The organism is Thauera aromatica (assembly GCF_023093595.1).
GTDB classification, from domain to species: domain Bacteria; phylum Pseudomonadota; class Gammaproteobacteria; order Burkholderiales; family Rhodocyclaceae; genus Thauera; species Thauera aromatica_A.
Genome location: NZ_JALLIK010000105.1, coordinates 33,103 through 50,049, shown reverse-complemented (window position 1 = coordinate 50,049; position 16,947 = coordinate 33,103). Strand labels below are relative to the sequence as shown.

At 68.2% G+C, this 16,947-nt stretch carries 14 protein-coding genes; 7 read left to right on the top strand and 7 right to left on the bottom strand.

Translation table 11 applies throughout. The annotated features are described in order from the left end of the window. The first annotated feature begins 20 nt into the window (after nucleotides 1–20). The 3 genes from MXC99_RS11490 to MXC99_RS11480 are packed head-to-tail and all read left to right on the top strand — an operon-like array spanning nucleotide 21 to nucleotide 4,845. On the top strand, nucleotides 21–1,739 hold the full coding sequence (locus MXC99_RS11490; RefSeq protein WP_247725592.1) for an ATP-binding protein: 1,719 nt from the start codon (nucleotides 21–23) through the stop codon (nucleotides 1,737–1,739). Continuing rightward, nucleotides 1,736–2,110, top strand: a complete 375-nt coding sequence (locus MXC99_RS11485; protein ID WP_247725591.1) for a response regulator — start codon at nucleotides 1,736–1,738, stop codon at nucleotides 2,108–2,110. Before MXC99_RS11490 ends, MXC99_RS11485 begins: the two co-directional genes overlap by 4 nt. Beyond that, a complete protein-coding gene (locus MXC99_RS11480; RefSeq protein WP_247725590.1) occupies nucleotides 2,107–4,845 on the top strand; it encodes a two-component system response regulator in 2,739 nt (912 codons plus the stop codon). The genes MXC99_RS11485 and MXC99_RS11480 overlap by 4 nt, the downstream gene beginning before the upstream one ends. A gap of 238 nt (nucleotides 4,846–5,083) precedes the next feature. On the opposite strand, the gene moaC is transcribed toward MXC99_RS11480, so the two are convergent. Further along, entirely contained in the window at nucleotides 5,084–5,572 is a 489-nt protein-coding gene (gene moaC / locus MXC99_RS11475) for a cyclic pyranopterin monophosphate synthase MoaC (protein WP_247725589.1), read from the bottom strand. A gap of 117 nt (nucleotides 5,573–5,689) precedes the next feature. Between moaC and MXC99_RS11470 the strand changes: the two genes are divergently transcribed. Both MXC99_RS11470 and MXC99_RS11465 read left to right on the top strand, forming a co-directional pair. Further along, nucleotides 5,690–7,120, top strand: coding sequence for a beta-barrel assembly-enhancing protease (locus MXC99_RS11470; RefSeq protein WP_247725588.1), 1,431 nt, complete (start codon nucleotides 5,690–5,692; stop codon nucleotides 7,118–7,120). Between the two features lie 86 nt (nucleotides 7,121–7,206). After that, a complete protein-coding gene (locus MXC99_RS11465; RefSeq protein ID WP_247725587.1) occupies nucleotides 7,207–7,437 on the top strand; it encodes a sulfurtransferase TusA family protein in 231 nt (76 codons plus the stop codon). A gap of 120 nt (nucleotides 7,438–7,557) precedes the next feature. On the opposite strand, the gene MXC99_RS11460 is transcribed toward MXC99_RS11465, so the two are convergent. The 4 genes from MXC99_RS11460 to MXC99_RS11445 all read right to left on the bottom strand — a co-directional run bounded on the left by MXC99_RS11460 (nucleotide 7,558) and on the right by MXC99_RS11445 (nucleotide 13,115). Continuing rightward, entirely contained in the window at nucleotides 7,558–10,548 is a 2,991-nt protein-coding gene (locus tag MXC99_RS11460) for a valine--tRNA ligase (RefSeq protein ID WP_247725586.1), read from the bottom strand. A gap of 163 nt (nucleotides 10,549–10,711) precedes the next feature. Beyond that, the gene (locus tag MXC99_RS11455; protein ID WP_247725585.1) at nucleotides 10,712–11,155 is read right to left on the bottom strand and encodes a hypothetical protein; all 444 of its coding nucleotides are present in this window, start codon (nucleotides 11,153–11,155) and stop codon (nucleotides 10,712–10,714) included. Beyond that, nucleotides 11,152–11,592, bottom strand: a complete 441-nt coding sequence (locus tag MXC99_RS11450; RefSeq protein WP_247725584.1) for a DNA polymerase III subunit chi — start codon at nucleotides 11,590–11,592, stop codon at nucleotides 11,152–11,154. Before MXC99_RS11450 ends, MXC99_RS11455 begins: the two co-directional genes overlap by 4 nt. A 17-nt stretch (nucleotides 11,593–11,609) precedes the next feature. Beyond that, nucleotides 11,610–13,115, bottom strand: a complete 1,506-nt coding sequence (locus MXC99_RS11445; protein WP_247725583.1) for a leucyl aminopeptidase — start codon at nucleotides 13,113–13,115, stop codon at nucleotides 11,610–11,612. A gap of 119 nt (nucleotides 13,116–13,234) precedes the next feature. Between MXC99_RS11445 and lptF the strand changes: the two genes are divergently transcribed. Together lptF and lptG are read left to right on the top strand one after the other, a co-directional pair. Next, complete coding sequence (lptF, locus tag MXC99_RS11440; protein ID WP_247725582.1) at nucleotides 13,235–14,317, top strand: LPS export ABC transporter permease LptF; 1,083 nt, start codon at nucleotides 13,235–13,237, stop codon at nucleotides 14,315–14,317. Nucleotides 14,318–14,480: 163 nt separating this feature from the next. Beyond that, nucleotides 14,481–15,557 (top strand): LPS export ABC transporter permease LptG, encoded by a 1,077-nt coding sequence (gene lptG / locus MXC99_RS11435; RefSeq protein ID WP_247725581.1) that lies wholly within the window; start codon nucleotides 14,481–14,483, stop codon nucleotides 15,555–15,557. A gap of 88 nt (nucleotides 15,558–15,645) precedes the next feature. Here lptG and rplS read toward each other — a convergent pair whose 3' ends face one another. Beyond that, nucleotides 15,646–16,056 (bottom strand): 50S ribosomal protein L19, encoded by a 411-nt coding sequence (gene rplS, locus MXC99_RS11430; protein WP_107221539.1) that lies wholly within the window; start codon nucleotides 16,054–16,056, stop codon nucleotides 15,646–15,648. Nucleotides 16,057–16,153: 97 nt separating this feature from the next. Next, a complete protein-coding gene (gene trmD / locus MXC99_RS11425) occupies nucleotides 16,154–16,915 on the bottom strand; it encodes a tRNA (guanosine(37)-N1)-methyltransferase TrmD (RefSeq protein ID WP_432654251.1) in 762 nt (253 codons plus the stop codon). Between the last annotated feature and the right edge of the window lie 32 nt (nucleotides 16,916–16,947).

Sequence of the window (16,947 nt, the reverse complement as noted above, 5' to 3'; positions counted from 1 at the left end):
CGGCGTGTGCCGCGCTGCTTGTGCTACTACTGCTCCCGGTGTCGGCGGTGGCCGACCACAGCCTGCGGGTCGGGGTCTACCAGAACAGCCCGAAAGTGGGGCTCAACGCGGAGGGCGAGGCCGAAGGCATCTTCGTCGATGTGCTCGAGGCGATCGCCCGCGCCGAAGGCTGGCGCATCGAATATGTCCCCGGTTCGTGGAACGAGGGGCTGACCCGGCTGGCCGCGGGCGAGATCGATCTGATGCCGGATGTGGCGCCGAGCGCCGAGCGCGAACGATTGTTCGACTTTCACGATGAACCGGTGCTGTCGAGCTGGAGCCAGGTCTATGCGCGGCCGGACAGCGGCATTCGGACCTTGCTCGATCTCGATGGCCGGCGTGTCGCGGTGCTCGAGGGTTCGGTGCAGGAAGACAGCTTCCGGCAGATGATGGCCAGCTTCAGCCTCACCGTCGAGCTGCTGCCCGCGCCCGATTTTTTCGCCGCGTTCGCCGCGGTTGCCGAAGGTCGCGCCGATGCGGTGGTGACCAACCGGTTTTTCGGCATGCGCCATGCCGGCGCTTTCGCGCTCGAGGACACGGCGGTGATCTTCAGTCCTGCGCGGCTTTATTTTGCTGCACGCCAGGGGAGCGATCCGGCGCTGCTCGCGGCCATCGACCGGCAGCTGGTGGCGTTCAAGAAGGATCATGACTCGGCTTACTTCCGCTCGCTGCGGCACTGGTCGGTGGAGGCGCCGCGCGTGGTTCTGCCGCCGTGGCTGTCCGGCGCGGTGGCGCTGGCCGTGGCGCTGCTGCTCGCGGCCGTGGCCTGGGTGTGGCTGCTGCGCCGGCAGGTGGCGCTGAAGACCGATGAAATCGTTCGCCGCAATGTCGAAGTCAACATGCTCGCTCAGCGCCATACGCAGGAGCTCGAACAACGGGTAGTCGAACGGACCGAGGCCCTTGCCCGCGCCAATGCCGAGCTGCTGACCGCGAAGCAGGCGGCGGAGTCGGCTGATCACCTGAAATCGGCCTTCCTCGCCACCATGAGCCACGAACTGCGCACGCCGCTCAATTCGATCATCGGTTTTACCGGCATCCTGCTGCAGGGGCTGGCCGGGCCGCTGAACGCCGAGCAGGGCAAGCAGCTCGGCATGGTGCGCGATAGCGCCCGCCATCTGCTTGCGCTGATCAACGACGTGCTCGATATTTCCCGTATCGAGGCCGGCGAGCTGCGGATGGCCTGCGACGTGTTCGATCCGGTCGCGGCGGTGGCCAAGGTGGTCGGGATCGTTCGCCCGCTGGCCGACAAGAAGGCTCTGGCCCTCGACGTGGAAATCGCCGACGGAATCGGTACGATGAAAGGAGATGAGCGCCGGCTCGAACAGATCTTGCTCAACCTGCTGAGCAATGCGATCAAGTTCACCGAGCAGGGAGGGGTGCGCTTGCAGGTCGATGCCGTCGCCGGCCCGCCTCGCTCGGCCGGTGCTGCGGCCGCGTCGAAACTGCGGATGACGGTGAGCGACACGGGGATCGGCATCCGCGCGGAAGACGTCGCCGTGTTGTTTCAGCCTTTCCGCCAGATCGATACGGCGCTCTCGCGCAAGCATGAGGGCACCGGCCTCGGCCTGGCCATCTGCCGCCGCCTGGCAGAGTTGATGGGGGGCGAGATCACGGTGAGCAGCCGCTGGCAGGAGGGCAGCACGTTCACGGTCGTCCTGCCGCTGCGGCCGGATGGCCCGGAAGAGGAGGCTTGCGCATGAACCGCCACATTTTGATGATCGAAGACAATGAGCAGAACCGCTATCTGGCCGGGTTTCTGCTTCAGGCGCGAGGCTGGGAAGTGGTTCATGCCGAGGACGGGCCGAGCGGCCTGCGCATGGCCGAAGAGCGCGTGCCGGCGCTGATCCTGCTCGACATCCAGCTGCCGGGGATGGATGGCTACGCGGTGGCGCGGAGCTTGCGGACCAATGCGCTGCTGGCCAGCGTGCCGGTGGTGGCGGTAACCTCCTACGCGATGCCGGGAGACCGTGAGCAGTGCCTGGCGGCAGGCTGCAACGGCTATATCGAAAAACCGATCGATCCGGACAGCTTCGTGCTCGAAGTGGAGCGTTTCCTGGGGGCGGACTCATGAAACACATCCTGGTCGTCGACGACAGGGAAGAAAACCGCTACGTGCTGCGGGCGCTGATGCAAGGGCACGGCTTTACCGTCAGCGAAGCGGAACACGGGGTGGATGCCCTCGAGCAGGCGCGCACGCGCAAACCCGACCTGGCGGTGAGCGACCTGCTGATGCCGACGATGGATGGGTACACCCTGTTGCGCGAGTGGAAGGCCGACCCGGTCCTGCGCACCGTCCCTTTCATCGTCTATACCGCGACCTATACCGGGCCGAAGGACGAGAAGCTGGCGCGCGACATGGGCGCTGACGCCTTCATCATCAAGCCGGCCGAACCCGAGGCGCTGATCCGGGAGGTGCAGTCCGTGCTGGCGCAGGCGGTGGCAGGCCGCCTGTCCGTGCACCAGCCGCAAGCTGCGGAAACGGTGATGCTGAAGGACTACAATGCGGTGCTCGTCGCCAAGCTCGAGCAGCGCACCGCCGAGCTCGAAGCCCATGTCGCCGAGCTCGACCGCGCCCGCCACCAGATCCTGCGCCTGAACCGGCTCTATCGCGCGCTCAGCGAAACCAACCAGGCGATCATCCACACCGCCGACCCCGCTACGCTGTACGAGACGCTGTGCCGGATCGCCGTCGACCGCGGCGGCCTGGCGATGGCCTGGATCGGCCTGCTCGATGGCGACAGCGGGGCGCTGATGCCGGTGGGCTGCTACGGTGCGCTCCCGCCCTGGCTGGAGCGTCTGGCGCCGCTGTCCGGGCACGGCGAGCTGCGCACTCCGGCGGAAATCGTGGTGGGCGAAGGGCGTGCCTACCTGTGTAACGACCTGCTCGCCGATCCCGCCCTGGCCGCCATCCACGGTGAATTGAGGGCGAAAGGATTGGCAGCGGCAGCGGCCTTCCCGCTCGTCGCCGACGGCCGGATGCTCGGCAGCATGGCGCTGTTTTCGGACGAAAAAGGGTTTTTCGACCTCGAGCTGACCGAGCTCGTGCGGGAAATGGCCGATGATGTCGCCTTCGCGGTCGACCACTTCGGGCGCGAGGCGCGGCGACGGCGGGCCGAGGAGGCCTCGCGCCTGATGGGGCGCGCAGTGGAGGCTTCGGTCAACGGCATCGCGCTCACCGATCCGCTGCAGCCGGGTAATCCGCTGGTCTACGTCAACCCGGCGTTCGAGCGCATCACCGGCTATGCCGCAGGGGAAGTGGTGGGGCTCGATCCGTGCTTTCTGATCGGGGTCGACCACGACCAGCTCGGGGTCGGCGAGCTTGAGCGCGCGATCGCGGAGGGCACCGAGGCGGCCGCGGTGCTGCGTGCGCACCGCAAGGATGGCAGCCTGTTCTGGAGCGAGCTGAGCGTCGCGCCGGTGCGCGATGGCGATGGCCGGCTCACCCATTTCGTCTGCGTCATCAACGACGTCACCGAACGCAAGATCTATGAAGAGGCTCTCGAGCGCCAGTACAACGAGGACGCGCTGACCGGGCTCGCCAGCCGCAACCTGCTGCGCGACCGCTGCGGGCAGGTGCTCGCTTTTTCACGCCAGCGTCGACGAGTGATGGCGCTGATGATGATCGATCTCGATCACTTTAAGCGCATCAACGACAGTCTGGGGCACGAGGCCGGCGATATCCTGCTGCGAACGGTGGCGCAGCGGATCACGGCGGTCCTGCGCGAGCGCGACACGGTTGCCCGGCTGGGCGGCGATGAATTCGTCGTGCTGCTGGCCGATCTGGGGGACGCGGGCAGCGTGCCGCTGGTTGCCGACAAGATCCTGCGCGTCTTCGATACGCCGGTGAGGGTGGGCGAGCGCGAAATCGACGTTACCGCGAGTCTCGGGGTCAGCGTCTATCCGCAGGACGGCGAGGACTACGACACTTTGCTGCGCAACGCCGAGACGGCGATGTACCGTGCCAAGCAGGCGGGGCGGAACGCCTTCCGTTTCTATACTGCGGACATGAACGCGGAGGCGCTGAAAAAGCTCGAACTCGAAGCGCAACTGCGGCGGGCGCTGGCCCGCGGCGATCTTCTGCTGCACTACCAGCCGATCTGCGAAGCGGCCAGCGGGCGCGTGATCGGCGTCGAGGCGCTGCTGCGCTGTCGCGACGATGGCGGGCGGCTGATGGCGCCGGGCGAATTCATTCCGCTCGCCGAGGAGAGCGGGTTGATCATGGTGCTCGGTGAGTGGGCGCTGCTCACCGCCTGCCGCCAGGCGTGCCGCTGGCAGCAGGCCGGATGGACGCTGCGCGTGGCGGTGAACTTGTCTACGCGCCAGTTCCGCGATGCGCAGCTGGCCGAACGGGTGCGCGAATGCCTTGCCGGCAGTGGCCTGCCGGCGGCGCTGCTGAAGCTCGAGATCACCGAGAGTGCGGTCATGGAGGACGCCGAACGCGCGGCGCAGACCCTGGCCGAGTTGAAGGCACTGGGAGTGGCGATCTCGGTCGATGACTTCGGCACCGGCTATTCTTCGCTTGCCTACCTGAGGCGCTTCCCGATCGACCAGCTCAAGATCGACCGTTCCTTCGTCAGCGAGGCGACCCGCCATCCGGACAGCGCCTCCATCGTGCGCGGCATCATCGACCTCGCCCACAGCCTGCGCCTGCAGACGGTGGCCGAGGGGGTCGAAACCGAGGAAGAGCAGATGTTCCTGCGCGAGGCCGGCTGCGATCTGGTGCAGGGCTACCTCCACGCCCGGCCGATGGAAGCCGAAGCGCTGGAACGCTGGCTCGCCACCCGCGAGGCGGGCGGTGCCGGCTAGCCTGCTTGCGGCCACTGCGCTGGAACACGGCCTGGTTCGGGTAACCCGCAGCATCAAAGACTTCACCGGCCTGCCCGTTCACATCTTCAACCCCTGGTCACACTGAACACTCGCAGTTCGATGAAATGGTGATGCGCCGACGGCGCGGCGGGCGGTCATCGCTGCCGTAACCGTGGTGTTTTTGCTCCGGCGGGCAGTCGGCACCGGCCGCGGCGCCGCGATCCGCTCGATCGTCCGCCTACGCTTTCCAGTGCCCGGACTTTCCTCCCAGCTTTTCCAGCAACTGGATGCCGTCGATCCTCATGCCGCGATCGACCGCCTTGCACATGTCGTAGATGGTGAGGAGGGCGACGTTGACCGCGGTGAGCGCTTCCATCTCGACGCCGGTGCGGCCGACGGTTTCGGCGGTGACGGTGCAGCGCACGGCGGATTCGGCTTCATCGAGGGCGAACTCGACCGCGACCCGGGTGAGCGGGATCGGATGGCACAGCGGGATCAGTTCGCTGGTGCGCTTGGAGGCCTGGATCGCGGCGATGCGGGCGATGCCGATGACGTCGCCTTTCTTCGCCGTGCCGGACTCGATCATCGCGAAAGTGTCGGGCTGCATCAGGATGCGGCCGCTGGCGACGGCGACGCGGCGGGTCTCGGCCTTGGCGCCGACGTCGACCATGTGGGCCTGGCCGTCGGCATCGAAATGGGTCAGCGGGTTCGGAGTGCTTGTGGTCATGGTGGGCTGGGGTGAGAGCGTGGCGGTGGGCAGCGTTCAGTGCCCGCGCAGCGGCGGGCTACAGATGGATACAGGCGCATGGGAACGTGCGCGGGCGGGCGGGTATCATAGCACTCCATGATGCGCCGACCTCTTGCCCTGCTGCTCAGCCTCGTGCTGGCCTTCCCCGTCCACGCCCTCGATCTGCCCGATCTGGGCGACGTCGCCGCCGCCGAGCTGTCGCCCGCCGCCGAGCGCAGCATCGGCGAGCAGATCATCCGCGAGATCCGGCAGGATGCGGCCTATCTGGACGATCCCGAGATCGAGGAGTATGTCGGCCGGCTCGGCCACCGCCTGGCGACGGCCAGCGGCAGCCTGGCGCAGGACTTCGAGTTTTTCGTCGTGCGCGACGCCACGCTCAACGCCTTCGCCCTGCCCGGAGGCTACATCGGCGTCCATACCGGCCTGCTGCTGGCGGCGCAAAGCGAATCGGAACTGGCTTCGGTGCTCGGCCACGAGATTGCCCACGTCACCCAGCGCCATATCGCCCAGATCGTCGGCAAGCAGAGCCAGTCGGCGATGCTGATGGTGGCTTCACTGCTGGTGGCGGTGCTCGCCGCGCGCAGCAACTCCCAGGTGAGCGAGGCCGCGATCGCCGCCGGCCAGGCCGGGGCGATCCAGTCCCAGCTCGGTTACACCCGCGCCTTCGAGCGCGACGCCGACCGCGTCGGCCTCGAGACGCTGGAGGCCGCCGGCTTCGACGTGCGCGGCATGCCCGGCTTTTTCGAGCGCCTGCAGCGGGCGATCCGGGTGTACGAAAATAACGCGCCGGCCTATCTGCGCACCCACCCGCTGACCACCGAGCGCATCGCCGACATGGAGAACCGCGTGGCCTCGATGCGTTACCGGCAGGTACCCGACTCGCCCGGGTTCGCCTACGCGCGCGCCAAGCTGCGCGCCGGCAACGGCTCCGCCACGGATGTGGTGCGCGAACTCGAAGACCAGGTCGCGCGCCATGCGCAGGACTCTGCGCTCGCCTACGGGCTGGCGCGCGCGCTGTTGCGCGCGGGGCGGGCGGAAGAGGCGGCGCAGCGCCTGGAGGCGGCGCGCACCCTCGCTGAGCCCTCGCCCTGGCTGGAAACGCTCGCGGGCGAAATCCGCCTCGCGCGCGGGGAGGGGGGCGCCGCGATCCGCGGGCTGGAGGCCGCGCGCGAGCGCTTTCCCGATAGCCGCAGCCTGATCTATGCGCTCGCCGAAGCGCGTATCGTCGGCGGCGAGCCGGCGCAGGCCGAGCGCGAACTGCGCCAAAGGGTTGCCCGCCGCAGCGACGATGCACGGCTGTGGCGCTTGCTGTCGCGTGCCAACGCGGCGTTGGGTCAGCGCACCGCGCAGCATCGGGCGCAGGCCGAGCTCTATCTGCTGCAAGGCAGCCTGCCGGCGGCGATCGAGCAACTCGAAATCGCCCGCCGCGCCGGTGACGGTGATTTTTATGCGCAGTCGGCGGTCGATGCGCGCCTGCGCGAACTGCAGCAGCGCCTGCGCGAAGAGCGCCGCGAGCGCCTGCGCTGAACCGCTGCCGCCGGCCGCGGCTTTCGGTTGCCGTCGGCATCCATTAGAATTTCGCCCTCGACGACTGTGGCCGACAAGGACGAAGGATGAATTTCGACAAGGATGTGGACGCCCGCGGCCTGAACTGTCCGCTGCCGATCCTGCGCGCGAAGAAGGCGCTGGCCGAGCTCAAGGCCGGGCAGGTTCTGCGCGTGGTGGCGACCGACCCCGGCTCGGTGAAGGATTTCCAGGCGTTTGCCCGCCAGACCGGCAATGAGCTGGTCGCTCAGGGCGAGACCGAGGACGCTGCGTTCGAGTTCTTCCTCAAGCGTAAGTAAGGCGTCGCGCGTCCGGGCAGGCCGCGCAGTGCGGCCGGGTCCGGCCGCCGCGCACGCTGCGGGCGGGGGGAAGGGAAGGCGGTGGCCCCGGCCTTTCCCCCCGCCCTTACCCTCCCGCTTTCAGCCGCCGAGCTTCGCCAGCTGCGGACGCAGTTTGTCCAGCGTCGCCTTGAAGCCCGCCAGACGCTCGCGCTCCTGAGCCACCACCGCCGCCGGGGCGCGGTCGACGAAACTGGCGTTGGCAAGCTTGGCTTCGGCTTTGGCCGCTTCGCCTTCGAGGCGGGCGATTTCCTTCCTCAGGCGTTCGCGTTCGGCGGCGACGTCGATCTCCACCTTCAGCATCAGGCGGGTCTCGCCGGCCACTGCGACCGGAGCGATTTCTTCGCTGCCGATCTCGTCGACGATGTGCACTTCGGCGAGCTTGGCCAGGCCGGCGAGGTAGGGCGCATAGGTCCGCAGGGTGTCGGCGTCGCCGGCGGCGAGCAGGGGCAGGCGCTGGGCGGGAGAGATGTTCATCTCGCCGCGCAGGTTGCGGCAGGCGTAGATCATCGCCTTCAGTTCGGCGACTTTCGCTTCGGCGGCTTCGTCGATGCGTTTCAGGTCGGCCTGCGGGTAGCGCGCCAGCATGATGCTGGCGCCGTCCTTGCGCGCGGCGAGCGGGGCGACGGTTTGCCACAGCTCCTCGGTGATGAAGGGAATCAGCGGGTGGGCCAGGCGCAGCACGGCCTCGAGCACGCGCAGCAGGGTGCGGCGGGTGGCGCGCTGCTGCGCCGGGGTGCCGCTCTGGATCTGCACTTTGGCCAGTTCCAGGTACCAGTCGCAGTACTCGTCCCAGACAAACTCGTAGACGGCGCGGGCGACGAGGTCGAAGCGGTAGGCGGCGAACTGGGTGGCGACCTCCATCTCGGTGCGCTGCAGGCGGGAGACGATCCAGCGATCGGCGAAGGAGAAGTCGAGCGTCTCCGCCGAGCACGCCGTCGGCGCGCCCGCGCCCAGGCCGCAGTCCTGGCCTTCGCAGTTCATCAGCACGAAGCGGGTGGCGTTCCACAGCTTGTTGCAGAAGTTGCGGTAGCCCTCGCAGCGGGCGAGGTCGAACTTGATGTCGCGCCCCGGGCTGGCGAGGCTGGCGAAGGTGAAGCGCAGCGCGTCGGTGCCGAAAGCGGGGATGCCGTCGGGGAATTCCTTGCGCGTCTTCTTCTCGATGCTCTGCGCCTGCTTGGGGTTCATCAGGCCGAAGGTACGCTTCTTGACCAGCTCGTCGAGCGCGATGCCGTCGATGAGGTCGATCGGGTCGAGCACGTTGCCCTTCGACTTGCTCATCTTCTGCCCTTCGGCATCGCGGATCAGGCCGTGCACGTACACATGCTTGAAGGGGATCTTGCCGGTGATGTGTTTGGTCATCATCACCATGCGCGCGACCCAGAAGAAGATGATGTCGAAGCCGGTGACGAGCACGGTGGAAGGCAGGTAGAGGTCGAGTGCGTCGTTGCTCTTGCCCGGCCACTCGGCGGTCCAGTCCAGGGTCGAGAACGGCCACAGCGCGGAGGAGTACCAGGTGTCGAGGACGTCTTCTTCCTGGCGCAGGCGGCCTTCCTCGTAGCGGGCGTGCAGCACCGATAGGTGCTCGGCGAGTTCGGGATAATCGACAGCGGTCTGGCCCTGGCTCTGGCGCGCGGCGACTTCGGCCTGTAGCGTGCCGATCTCGGCTTCGAGCCCGGCCTTCCAGGCGCGGATCGCCTCTTCCTCGCTGCTGGCGACGTAGATCTTGCCTTCCTCGTCGTACCACGCCGGGATGCGGTGGCCCCACCACAGCTGGCGCGAGATGCACCAGTCCTGGATGTTGTTGAGCCACTGGTTGTAGGTGTTGACCCAGTTCTCGGGGTAGAAGCGGATCTCGCCCGAAGCGACCACCTCGAGCGCCTTCTGGGTGATCGACTTGCCGTCCGCCCCCGGCTTGGACATGGCGACGAACCACTGGTCGGTGAGCATCGGTTCGATGACGACGCTGGTGCGGTCGCCGCGCGGCACCTGCAGCTTGTGGGCCTTGATCTCGACCATCAGGCCGAGCGCTTCGAGTTCGGCGACCACCTTGTCGCGTGCCGGCACGCGGTCCAGTCCGGTGATGGTCGCGGGCATCGCCACACCTTCGAGCGCCCGGCCGTCGGTGGTGTAGCGCTCGGCCACGGGCGGCACGCGGCCGTCGAGGGTCAGCACCACGATCATGTCGAGGCGGTGGCGCTGGCCCACCGCGTAGTCGTTGAAGTCGTGCGCCGGGGTGACCTTGACGCAGCCGGTGCCGAACTCGCGGTCGACGTAGTCGTCGGCGATGATCGGGATGTGGCGGCCGGTGAGCGGCAGCTCGACGGTGTTGCCGATCAGGTGGGCATAGCGTTCGTCTTCCGGGTGCACCATCACCGCGACGTCGCCGAGCAGGGTCTCGGGGCGGGTGGTGGCGACGGTCAGCCCCTTCAGACCCGCGATCGGGCCGTCGGAGAAGGGGTAGAGGATGTGGTAGAGCCTGCCGTCTTCTTCCTCGGACACCACTTCGAGGTCGGACACCGCGGTGCCGAGCTTCGGGTCCCAGTTCACCAGGCGTTTGCCGCGGTAGATCAGGCCTTCGTTGTAGAGCCGCACGAAGGTCTCGGTGACCGTCTTCGACAGGCCCTCGTCCATCGTGAAGCGCTCGCGCTTCCAGTCCGGGCTGGTACCGAGGCGGCGCATCTGGCGGGTGATGGTGCCGCCGGAGTATTCCTTCCACTCCCACACCATTTCCAGGAACTTCTCCCGCCCGAGGTCGTGGCGGCTGATGCCCTGGGCGTCGAGCTGGCGTTCGACGACAATCTGGGTGGCGATGCCGGCGTGATCGGTGCCCGGCTGCCACAGCGTGTTATGGCCGCGCATCCGGTGGTAGCGGGTGAGCGCGTCCATGATCGTCTGGTTGAAGCCGTGCCCCATGTGCAGCGTGCCGGTGACGTTGGGCGGCGGCAGCAGGATGCAGAAGGCGTCGGGGTTCGACGTGTCGAGGCCGGCGTCGAAGTACGCGCGGGATTCCCATTCCGGGTACCAGCGACGTTCGATGTCTGCCGGTTCGAAGCTCTTGGCGAGTTCCATGGTGTTCTTAGCGTCTGCGCGTGAAGGCAAAGGGCGGATTATAGCGGATGGCCGCGCCGTGCCCGGCGCGGTGTTCTCGGTACTGCGCCGCCGATGAAATATGCCTGCGATGACGTCGAGTCGTTCGCCGGGGACCGCCCGCAAGGGACGGACGCAGCCGCCTTCAGCCGGTGTCGTCGCCGGCCCGGCGTGCGAGCCGGGCGGACAGCGCGGGCAGCAGGGTGGCGTGCATCCGGGCGCGGGTTTCGGCACGGATGCGGGCGGCGAGGGCGTCCAGCTCGGCGGTGACGATCCGCGGCAGTTCGCGCTCGAGCCAGGCGTCGACGCTGCGGGCGAGCTCGTCGGCGAGCGCGGCGGCGGGGGTGTCGGATACGGGCGCGCCGCTTGCCGTGTCGGGGGCCGGCGGCGGTGCATCGGGGCGCCGGGGGATGCCGAGGCGATCGAGTTCGGCCGCTTCGAGCGCGTCGGTCAGGAGCGGGAGATCGTCCCCCGCGAGGGACAGGGACGGAGGCTGGAGGGCGGCGCCGTGCTCGCGGAGGGTGCCGAGCAGCAGGGGGTCATCGCCCGCGTCGGCGTCGCGGGGCCGCGAAGGCAGTCCGTTCGTCATAAGGCGGTCCGTGATGCGGCGTCGAAGGCCTTCGGTTCGAGTCCGCGGCGGCGGTACTCGGTCCACCGTGCACGCGCCGGCAGGGCATGCGCTTCGCCCTGGCCGACGATTTCGACCAGCGTGCGGAAATGCTCGTGGCCGGGCGGAAGATCGTCGGCGAGGTTGAGCAGCAGGTCGGTGTGGGGCCAGCCCGCGTCCTCGCCCGCCGCCGCCAGGACCACCGGCGTTTCGCCCGCGAGGGCGGAGGCGAGGGTGACGTGGGGGACGAAGGCGAGCGGTTCGGACGTCCACAGCGCCTGATCGAAGCGGCGCAGCTCTTCGGCGTCGGCCAGGCGCACCGCGACCTTGCGCCCGCTGGCGTAGGCACGTCCGACCAGCTCGAGCGCGAGGGCGAGGCGGTCGGGGGCGTTGTGATAGAAACGGACGCGCGGCGGCATGATGGCCCGAGCGGCGCTCAGGCGGCCTTCGCCCGGCTGCGGGCGATCAGGAACTCGGCCAGCAGCGGCACCGGCCGCCCGGTGGCGCCCTTGGCGTCGCCCGACACCCAGGCAGTGCCGGCGATGTCCAGGTGCGCCCACTTGTAGGCCTTGGTGAAGCGCGACAGGAAGCAGGCGGCAGTGATGGTGCCGGCGTAGCGCCCGCCGATGTTGCCCATGTCGGCGAAGTTGCTCTTGAGCAGCTCCTGGTATTCGTCCCACAGCGGCAGCTGCCAGGCGCGGTCGCCCGACTCGGTGCCGCGCCGCAGCAGCTCGGCGGCGAGTTCTTCGTCGTTGGCGAGCAGGCCGCTCGGGATCTTGCCCAGGGCGACGACGCAGGCGCCGGTGAGAGTGGCGATGTCGATCACGCACTCGGGCTTGAAGCGCTCGGCGTAGGTCAGCGCGTCGCACAGGATCAGGCGGCCCTCGGCGTCGGTGTTGAGGACCTCGATGGTCTGCCCCGACATCGAGGTGACGACGTCGCCGGGCTTGGTGGCGCCGCCGCCGGGCATGTTCTCGGTGGCAGGGATGAGGCCGACAAGGTTGATCGGCAAGCCCATCTGCGCGACCGCCTTGAAGGTGCCGAGCACGCTCGCCGCGCCGCACATGTCGAACTTCATCTCGTCCATCTCGGCCGCGGGCTTGAGCGAGATGCCGCCGGTGTCGAAGGTGATGCCCTTGCCGACGAGCACGACCGGCCTGGCCTTCGCCTTGGCGCCCTTGTATTCCATGACGATGAGCTTGGGCGGCTGGTGCGAGCCGCGCGCCACCGACAGCAGCGCGCCCATGCCGAGCTTTTCCATGTCGGCGCGCTCGAGCACTTCGACGCCGAACTTGTACTGTTTGCCGAGCGCCTGGGCGGTGTCGGCGAGGTGGGTGGGGGTGCAGAGATTGCCGGGCAGGTTGCCCAGATCCTTCGCTAGCGCCATGCCGGCGGCCACCGCATGCCCTTGCTGCACGGCACGCTCGAGTTCGGCGCCGAGCTTGTCGCCGACGAGCAGGCACAGTTTCTTCGCGCCGCGTGCCTTCCCGCCTTTCTTGTCCTGGTCCGACTTCAGCGCGTCGAAGCGGTAGGCGCCGTCGGCGAGGATGCGGGCGGCTTGCTGCAGCCGCCAGGGGAGGGCACGGCCGTCGAGCTCGACGTCGGCCAGGGCGACGGCGGCATCTCGGCCCGGGCTGCCGGCCAGGGCCTTGGCGGCGGCGGCGAGGGCGTCGCGGTAGGCTTTGTCGGTGAACTCTTCGGCCTTGCCCAAGCTCACCAGCAGCACACGCTCGGCATGGATGCCGGGCAGCTCGTGCAGGAGAAGGGTGGCGCCGGCCTTGCCCTCGAGGTCGCCGTGCTTGACCAGGCGGGTGATGCGGCCTTCGCTGGCGGCATCGACGATCGCGCTCGGAGCGGGCAGGCGGCCGTCGGCAAAGGCGCCCAGCACCAGGGTGGCGGCCTTGAGCTTCGCCGGGTCGGCGGTCTTTATGGTAAATTCCATCAGCTTTTTCCTTGCATGAACCCATCGTCCGAAGTGCCGAAGATTATGGCCCGTTCGCGGCGAGGGCGTCAAAAACCCTTCCCTCCGATCTCATTTTTCCAGGCTTTCCGATTCGCGCGATGATCTTCCGGCGCGCCCTGCAACGGGAATTCGCCCAGACGGCGGCTGCGGTGTTCGTGGCCCTGTTCGCGATCCTGATTTCTTCCGTGCTGATCCGCCTCCTCGGCCAGGCGGCAGGGGGGCGCGTGCCGGCCGACGCGGTGCTGGCGCTGATCGGCTTCGGCGCGCTCGCGCAGTTGCCGACGGTGCTGACGCTGACGCTGTTCATCGCGATCCTGTTGTCGCTGTCGCGCAGCTACCGGGACTCCGAAATGGTGGTCTGGTTCGCCTCCGGCGTGCCGCTGACGGCGTGGATCGCGCCGGTGCTGCTGTTTACCCTGCCGCTGGTGCTCGTGGTCGGTGCCGGTTCGCTGTTCCTGGCGCCGTGGTCGCAGCAAAAGAGCGCCGAATACCGGGAGGCGCTCGACAGCCGCGACGACACCCAGCGGGTGGCGCCCGGCGTGTTCCGCGAGTCGGCGGGCGCGCAGCGCGTGTTCTTCGTCGAGGTCGGTGCCGGCGAGGACGGACGGGTGGGCAACGTTTTCGTCAGCGAGGAGACGGCCGGCGGCGAGCTCGTGGTCATTGCCTCAGCCGAAGGCTACCTGCGCACAGACGACGAAGGGCGGCGTTTCGTGGTGCTGGAAAAGGGGCGCCGTTACGACGGTCGTGCGGGCACGCCGCAGTACCGGGTGATGGAGTTCGAACGCTACGAAGTCCAGGTCGAACAGAAGGCGGCGGCCAGCCCGCCCGCGCGCGCCCGCGCCCTGCCGACTGCGGCGCTGATGGCGCAGGCGGACGCGCGCAGCCTGGGCGAATTGCTCGGGCGTGTCGGCGCACCGATCACGGCGCTGCTGCTCGGGTTGATGGCGATTCCGCTGTCGTTCGTCAATCCGCGCGCCGGACGGGCGAGCAACCTGCTGGTGGCGGTGCTGGTGTACCTGCTGTACAGCAATGCGATTTCGATCTTCCAGTCCTGGGTGTCCCAGGGCAAGGTCGGGTTCGCCGCCGGCCTGCTGCTGCCGCACATGGCGGTGCTCGGGGCGCTCGCGCTGATGTTCCACACGCGGCTGGCGGTGTCGCCGTTCTGGCGGAGGCGGGTATGAGCGCGTCCGCACGGCCGCCCGAAGGAAAGCGCTCCCCCTCCCCCGGGGAGGAGGTCGCGCCGCGACAGGAGGGCCGTCCAACGAGCGCGTCCGCACGGCCGCCCGAAGGAACGCGCTCACCTCCCCCGGGGAGGGGGTCGCGCAGCGACAGGAGGGGGGGCCAGTGAGCGCGGTGCTGCTGCGCTACCTCGCGCGCGAAATCCTGGCGGCGACGGCGCTGGTGCTGTTCGCTGTCCTCGGCCTGTTCGCGTTCTTCGATTTCATCAACGAGATCGAGGATGTGGGCAAGGGGGGCTATTCCCTGTACCAGGCATTCGTCTATGTGCTGCTGACGCTGCCGGCGCGGGCCTATGAGCTGTTGCCGGTGGCGGTGCTGGTGGGCACGCTGTACGCCCTGGCGACGCTGGCGCGACATTCCGAAATCACCGTGATGCGGGCTGCGGGCATGTCCACGCTCGCGCTGGCGCGCTCGCTCGGGCTGATCGGGCTGGTCCTCGTCGCCGCGACCTTCGTCCTCGGCGAGTATGTCGCGCCGCCCGCCGAGAATGCCGCGCAGGAATGGAAGCTCACCGCGACCAAGGCGACGGTATCGCAGCAGCTGCGCTCCGGATTGTGGGTCAAGGACGGCCGGCTGGTGATCAACGTGCGCACCCTGATGCCCGACCGCACGATGCGCACGGCCCGCGTATACGCCTTCAGCGACGATTATCAGCTGCTCTCGATCAGCGAGGCCGAGCGTGGCGTCCATGACGGCGGGAGCGAGTGGAAGCTGCTCGACGTGGTGCGCACGAACTTTCGCGGGACGCATACCGAAGTCGAGCGCCTGGCCGAGATCGGCTGGCGCTCGGATCTGACGCCGGAAGTGCTGGGAGTGCTGATGGTGTCGCCCGAGCACATGCCTTTCGCCAGGCTGTGGACCTACATCCGCCACCTGCGCGACAACAACCAGAATGCGGACCGCTTCGAGATCGCGCTGTGGAAAAAGCTGATCTATCCGTTCGCGGTGCTGGTGATGATGGCGCTCGCCCTGCCGTTCGGCTTCACCCACGACCGCATGGGCGGCGCGAGTGCGCGCATCTTCATGGGCGTGATGCTGGGGGTGGGGTTCCACCTGCTCAACGGCCTGTTCTCCAACCTCGGCATGATCAACGCCTGGCCGCCGGTTCTGGCGGCGCTGACGCCGAGCCTGATCTTCCTCGCCGCCGCCGCCGCCTTGTTGCGCTACGTCGAGCGGCGCTGAAGGCGGGCGCATCCCGGCGAAATGAACGGAGCGAAAAAAACGGGCCCGCAGGCCCGTTTCAGCATCAAGCGGGGCGCCGGAACGGCGCTCAGCCCTGCTGCTGTTGCTGCGCAGCGGCCTTCTTGGCGGCGGCGGCCTTGTAGTCGAGCTTTTCCTTGATCCGTGCGGACTTGCCCGAACGCTGGCGCAGGTAGTACAGCTTGGCGCGACGGACGTCGCCGCGGCGCTTGACTTCGACTCCGGCCACCAGCGGCGAGTAGGTCTGGAAAGTACGCTCCACGCCTTCGCCCGAAGAGATCTTGCGGACGATGAAGGACGAGTTGAGGCCGCGGTTGCGCTTGGCGATGACCACGCCTTCGTAGGCCTGCAGCCGTTCGCGGTTGCCTTCCTTCACCTTGACCTGGACGATCACCGTGTCGCCCGGGGCGAACGCGGGGAGCGTCTTGCCCTGGGTGAGGCGGGCGATTTCTTCCTGTTCGAGTTGCTGAATCAGGTTCATTGCGGATGCTCCATCAATGTTGTCGGCCTTTGTCGTTCGCATCGGCCTGGCCGCAGAGCAGGTCGCCACCTGGTGCGTGCCGTTTGTGATCGGGCGTTCAGGCGCTACTGCCGCCTTTGGCCCCGGCTTGCTCCTGCCTGAATTCCTCAAGCAGTTTCAATTCGGTCTTGCTCAGCTGGCGCGCCGCCAGCAGATCGGGGCGGCGCAGCCAGGTGCGGCCGAGGGACTGCTTCAGCCGCCAGCGGCGGATGGCCGCGTGGTTGCCCGACAACAGCACGTCGGGCACCCGGTCATTCTCGTACAACTCAGGCCGCGTGTAATGCGGACAATCGAGCAGGCCGTCGACGAAGGAATCTTCCTGCGCCGAATCGGCCGTGTTCAGTGCGCCCGGCAACTGGCGCACGATCGCATCGAGCAGCACCATCGCCGGCAGTTCACCGCCCGACAGCACGAAGTCGCCGAGCGACACTTCCTCATCGACTGCGCGCTCGATCAGGCGCTGGTCGACGCCCTCGTAGCGCCCGCACAGCAGCACCAGGCCGGGCTCCGCGGCCAGTTCCAGCACCGCCGCCTGGTCCAGCCGGCGACCCTGCGGCGACAGATAGACGACCTTGCCGCAGTGCCCGCTCGCTGCCCGCTGGGCACTGCGCGCCGCGGCGATCGACTGCATCAGCGGTTCGATCAGCATCACCATCCCCGGCCCGCCGCCGTACGGGCGGTCGTCCACCGTGCGGTGCGGATCGTGGGTGAAGTCGCGTGGGTTGTGGAACGCCAGTTCGTAGAGCCCGCGTTCCTTCGCCCGCCGGGTGATGCCGCTGCCGGTGAGAGCGGCGAACATCTCCGGGAACAGGGTGATCACATCGTAGCGGCGCGGCCCTCCCGCGATCGCAT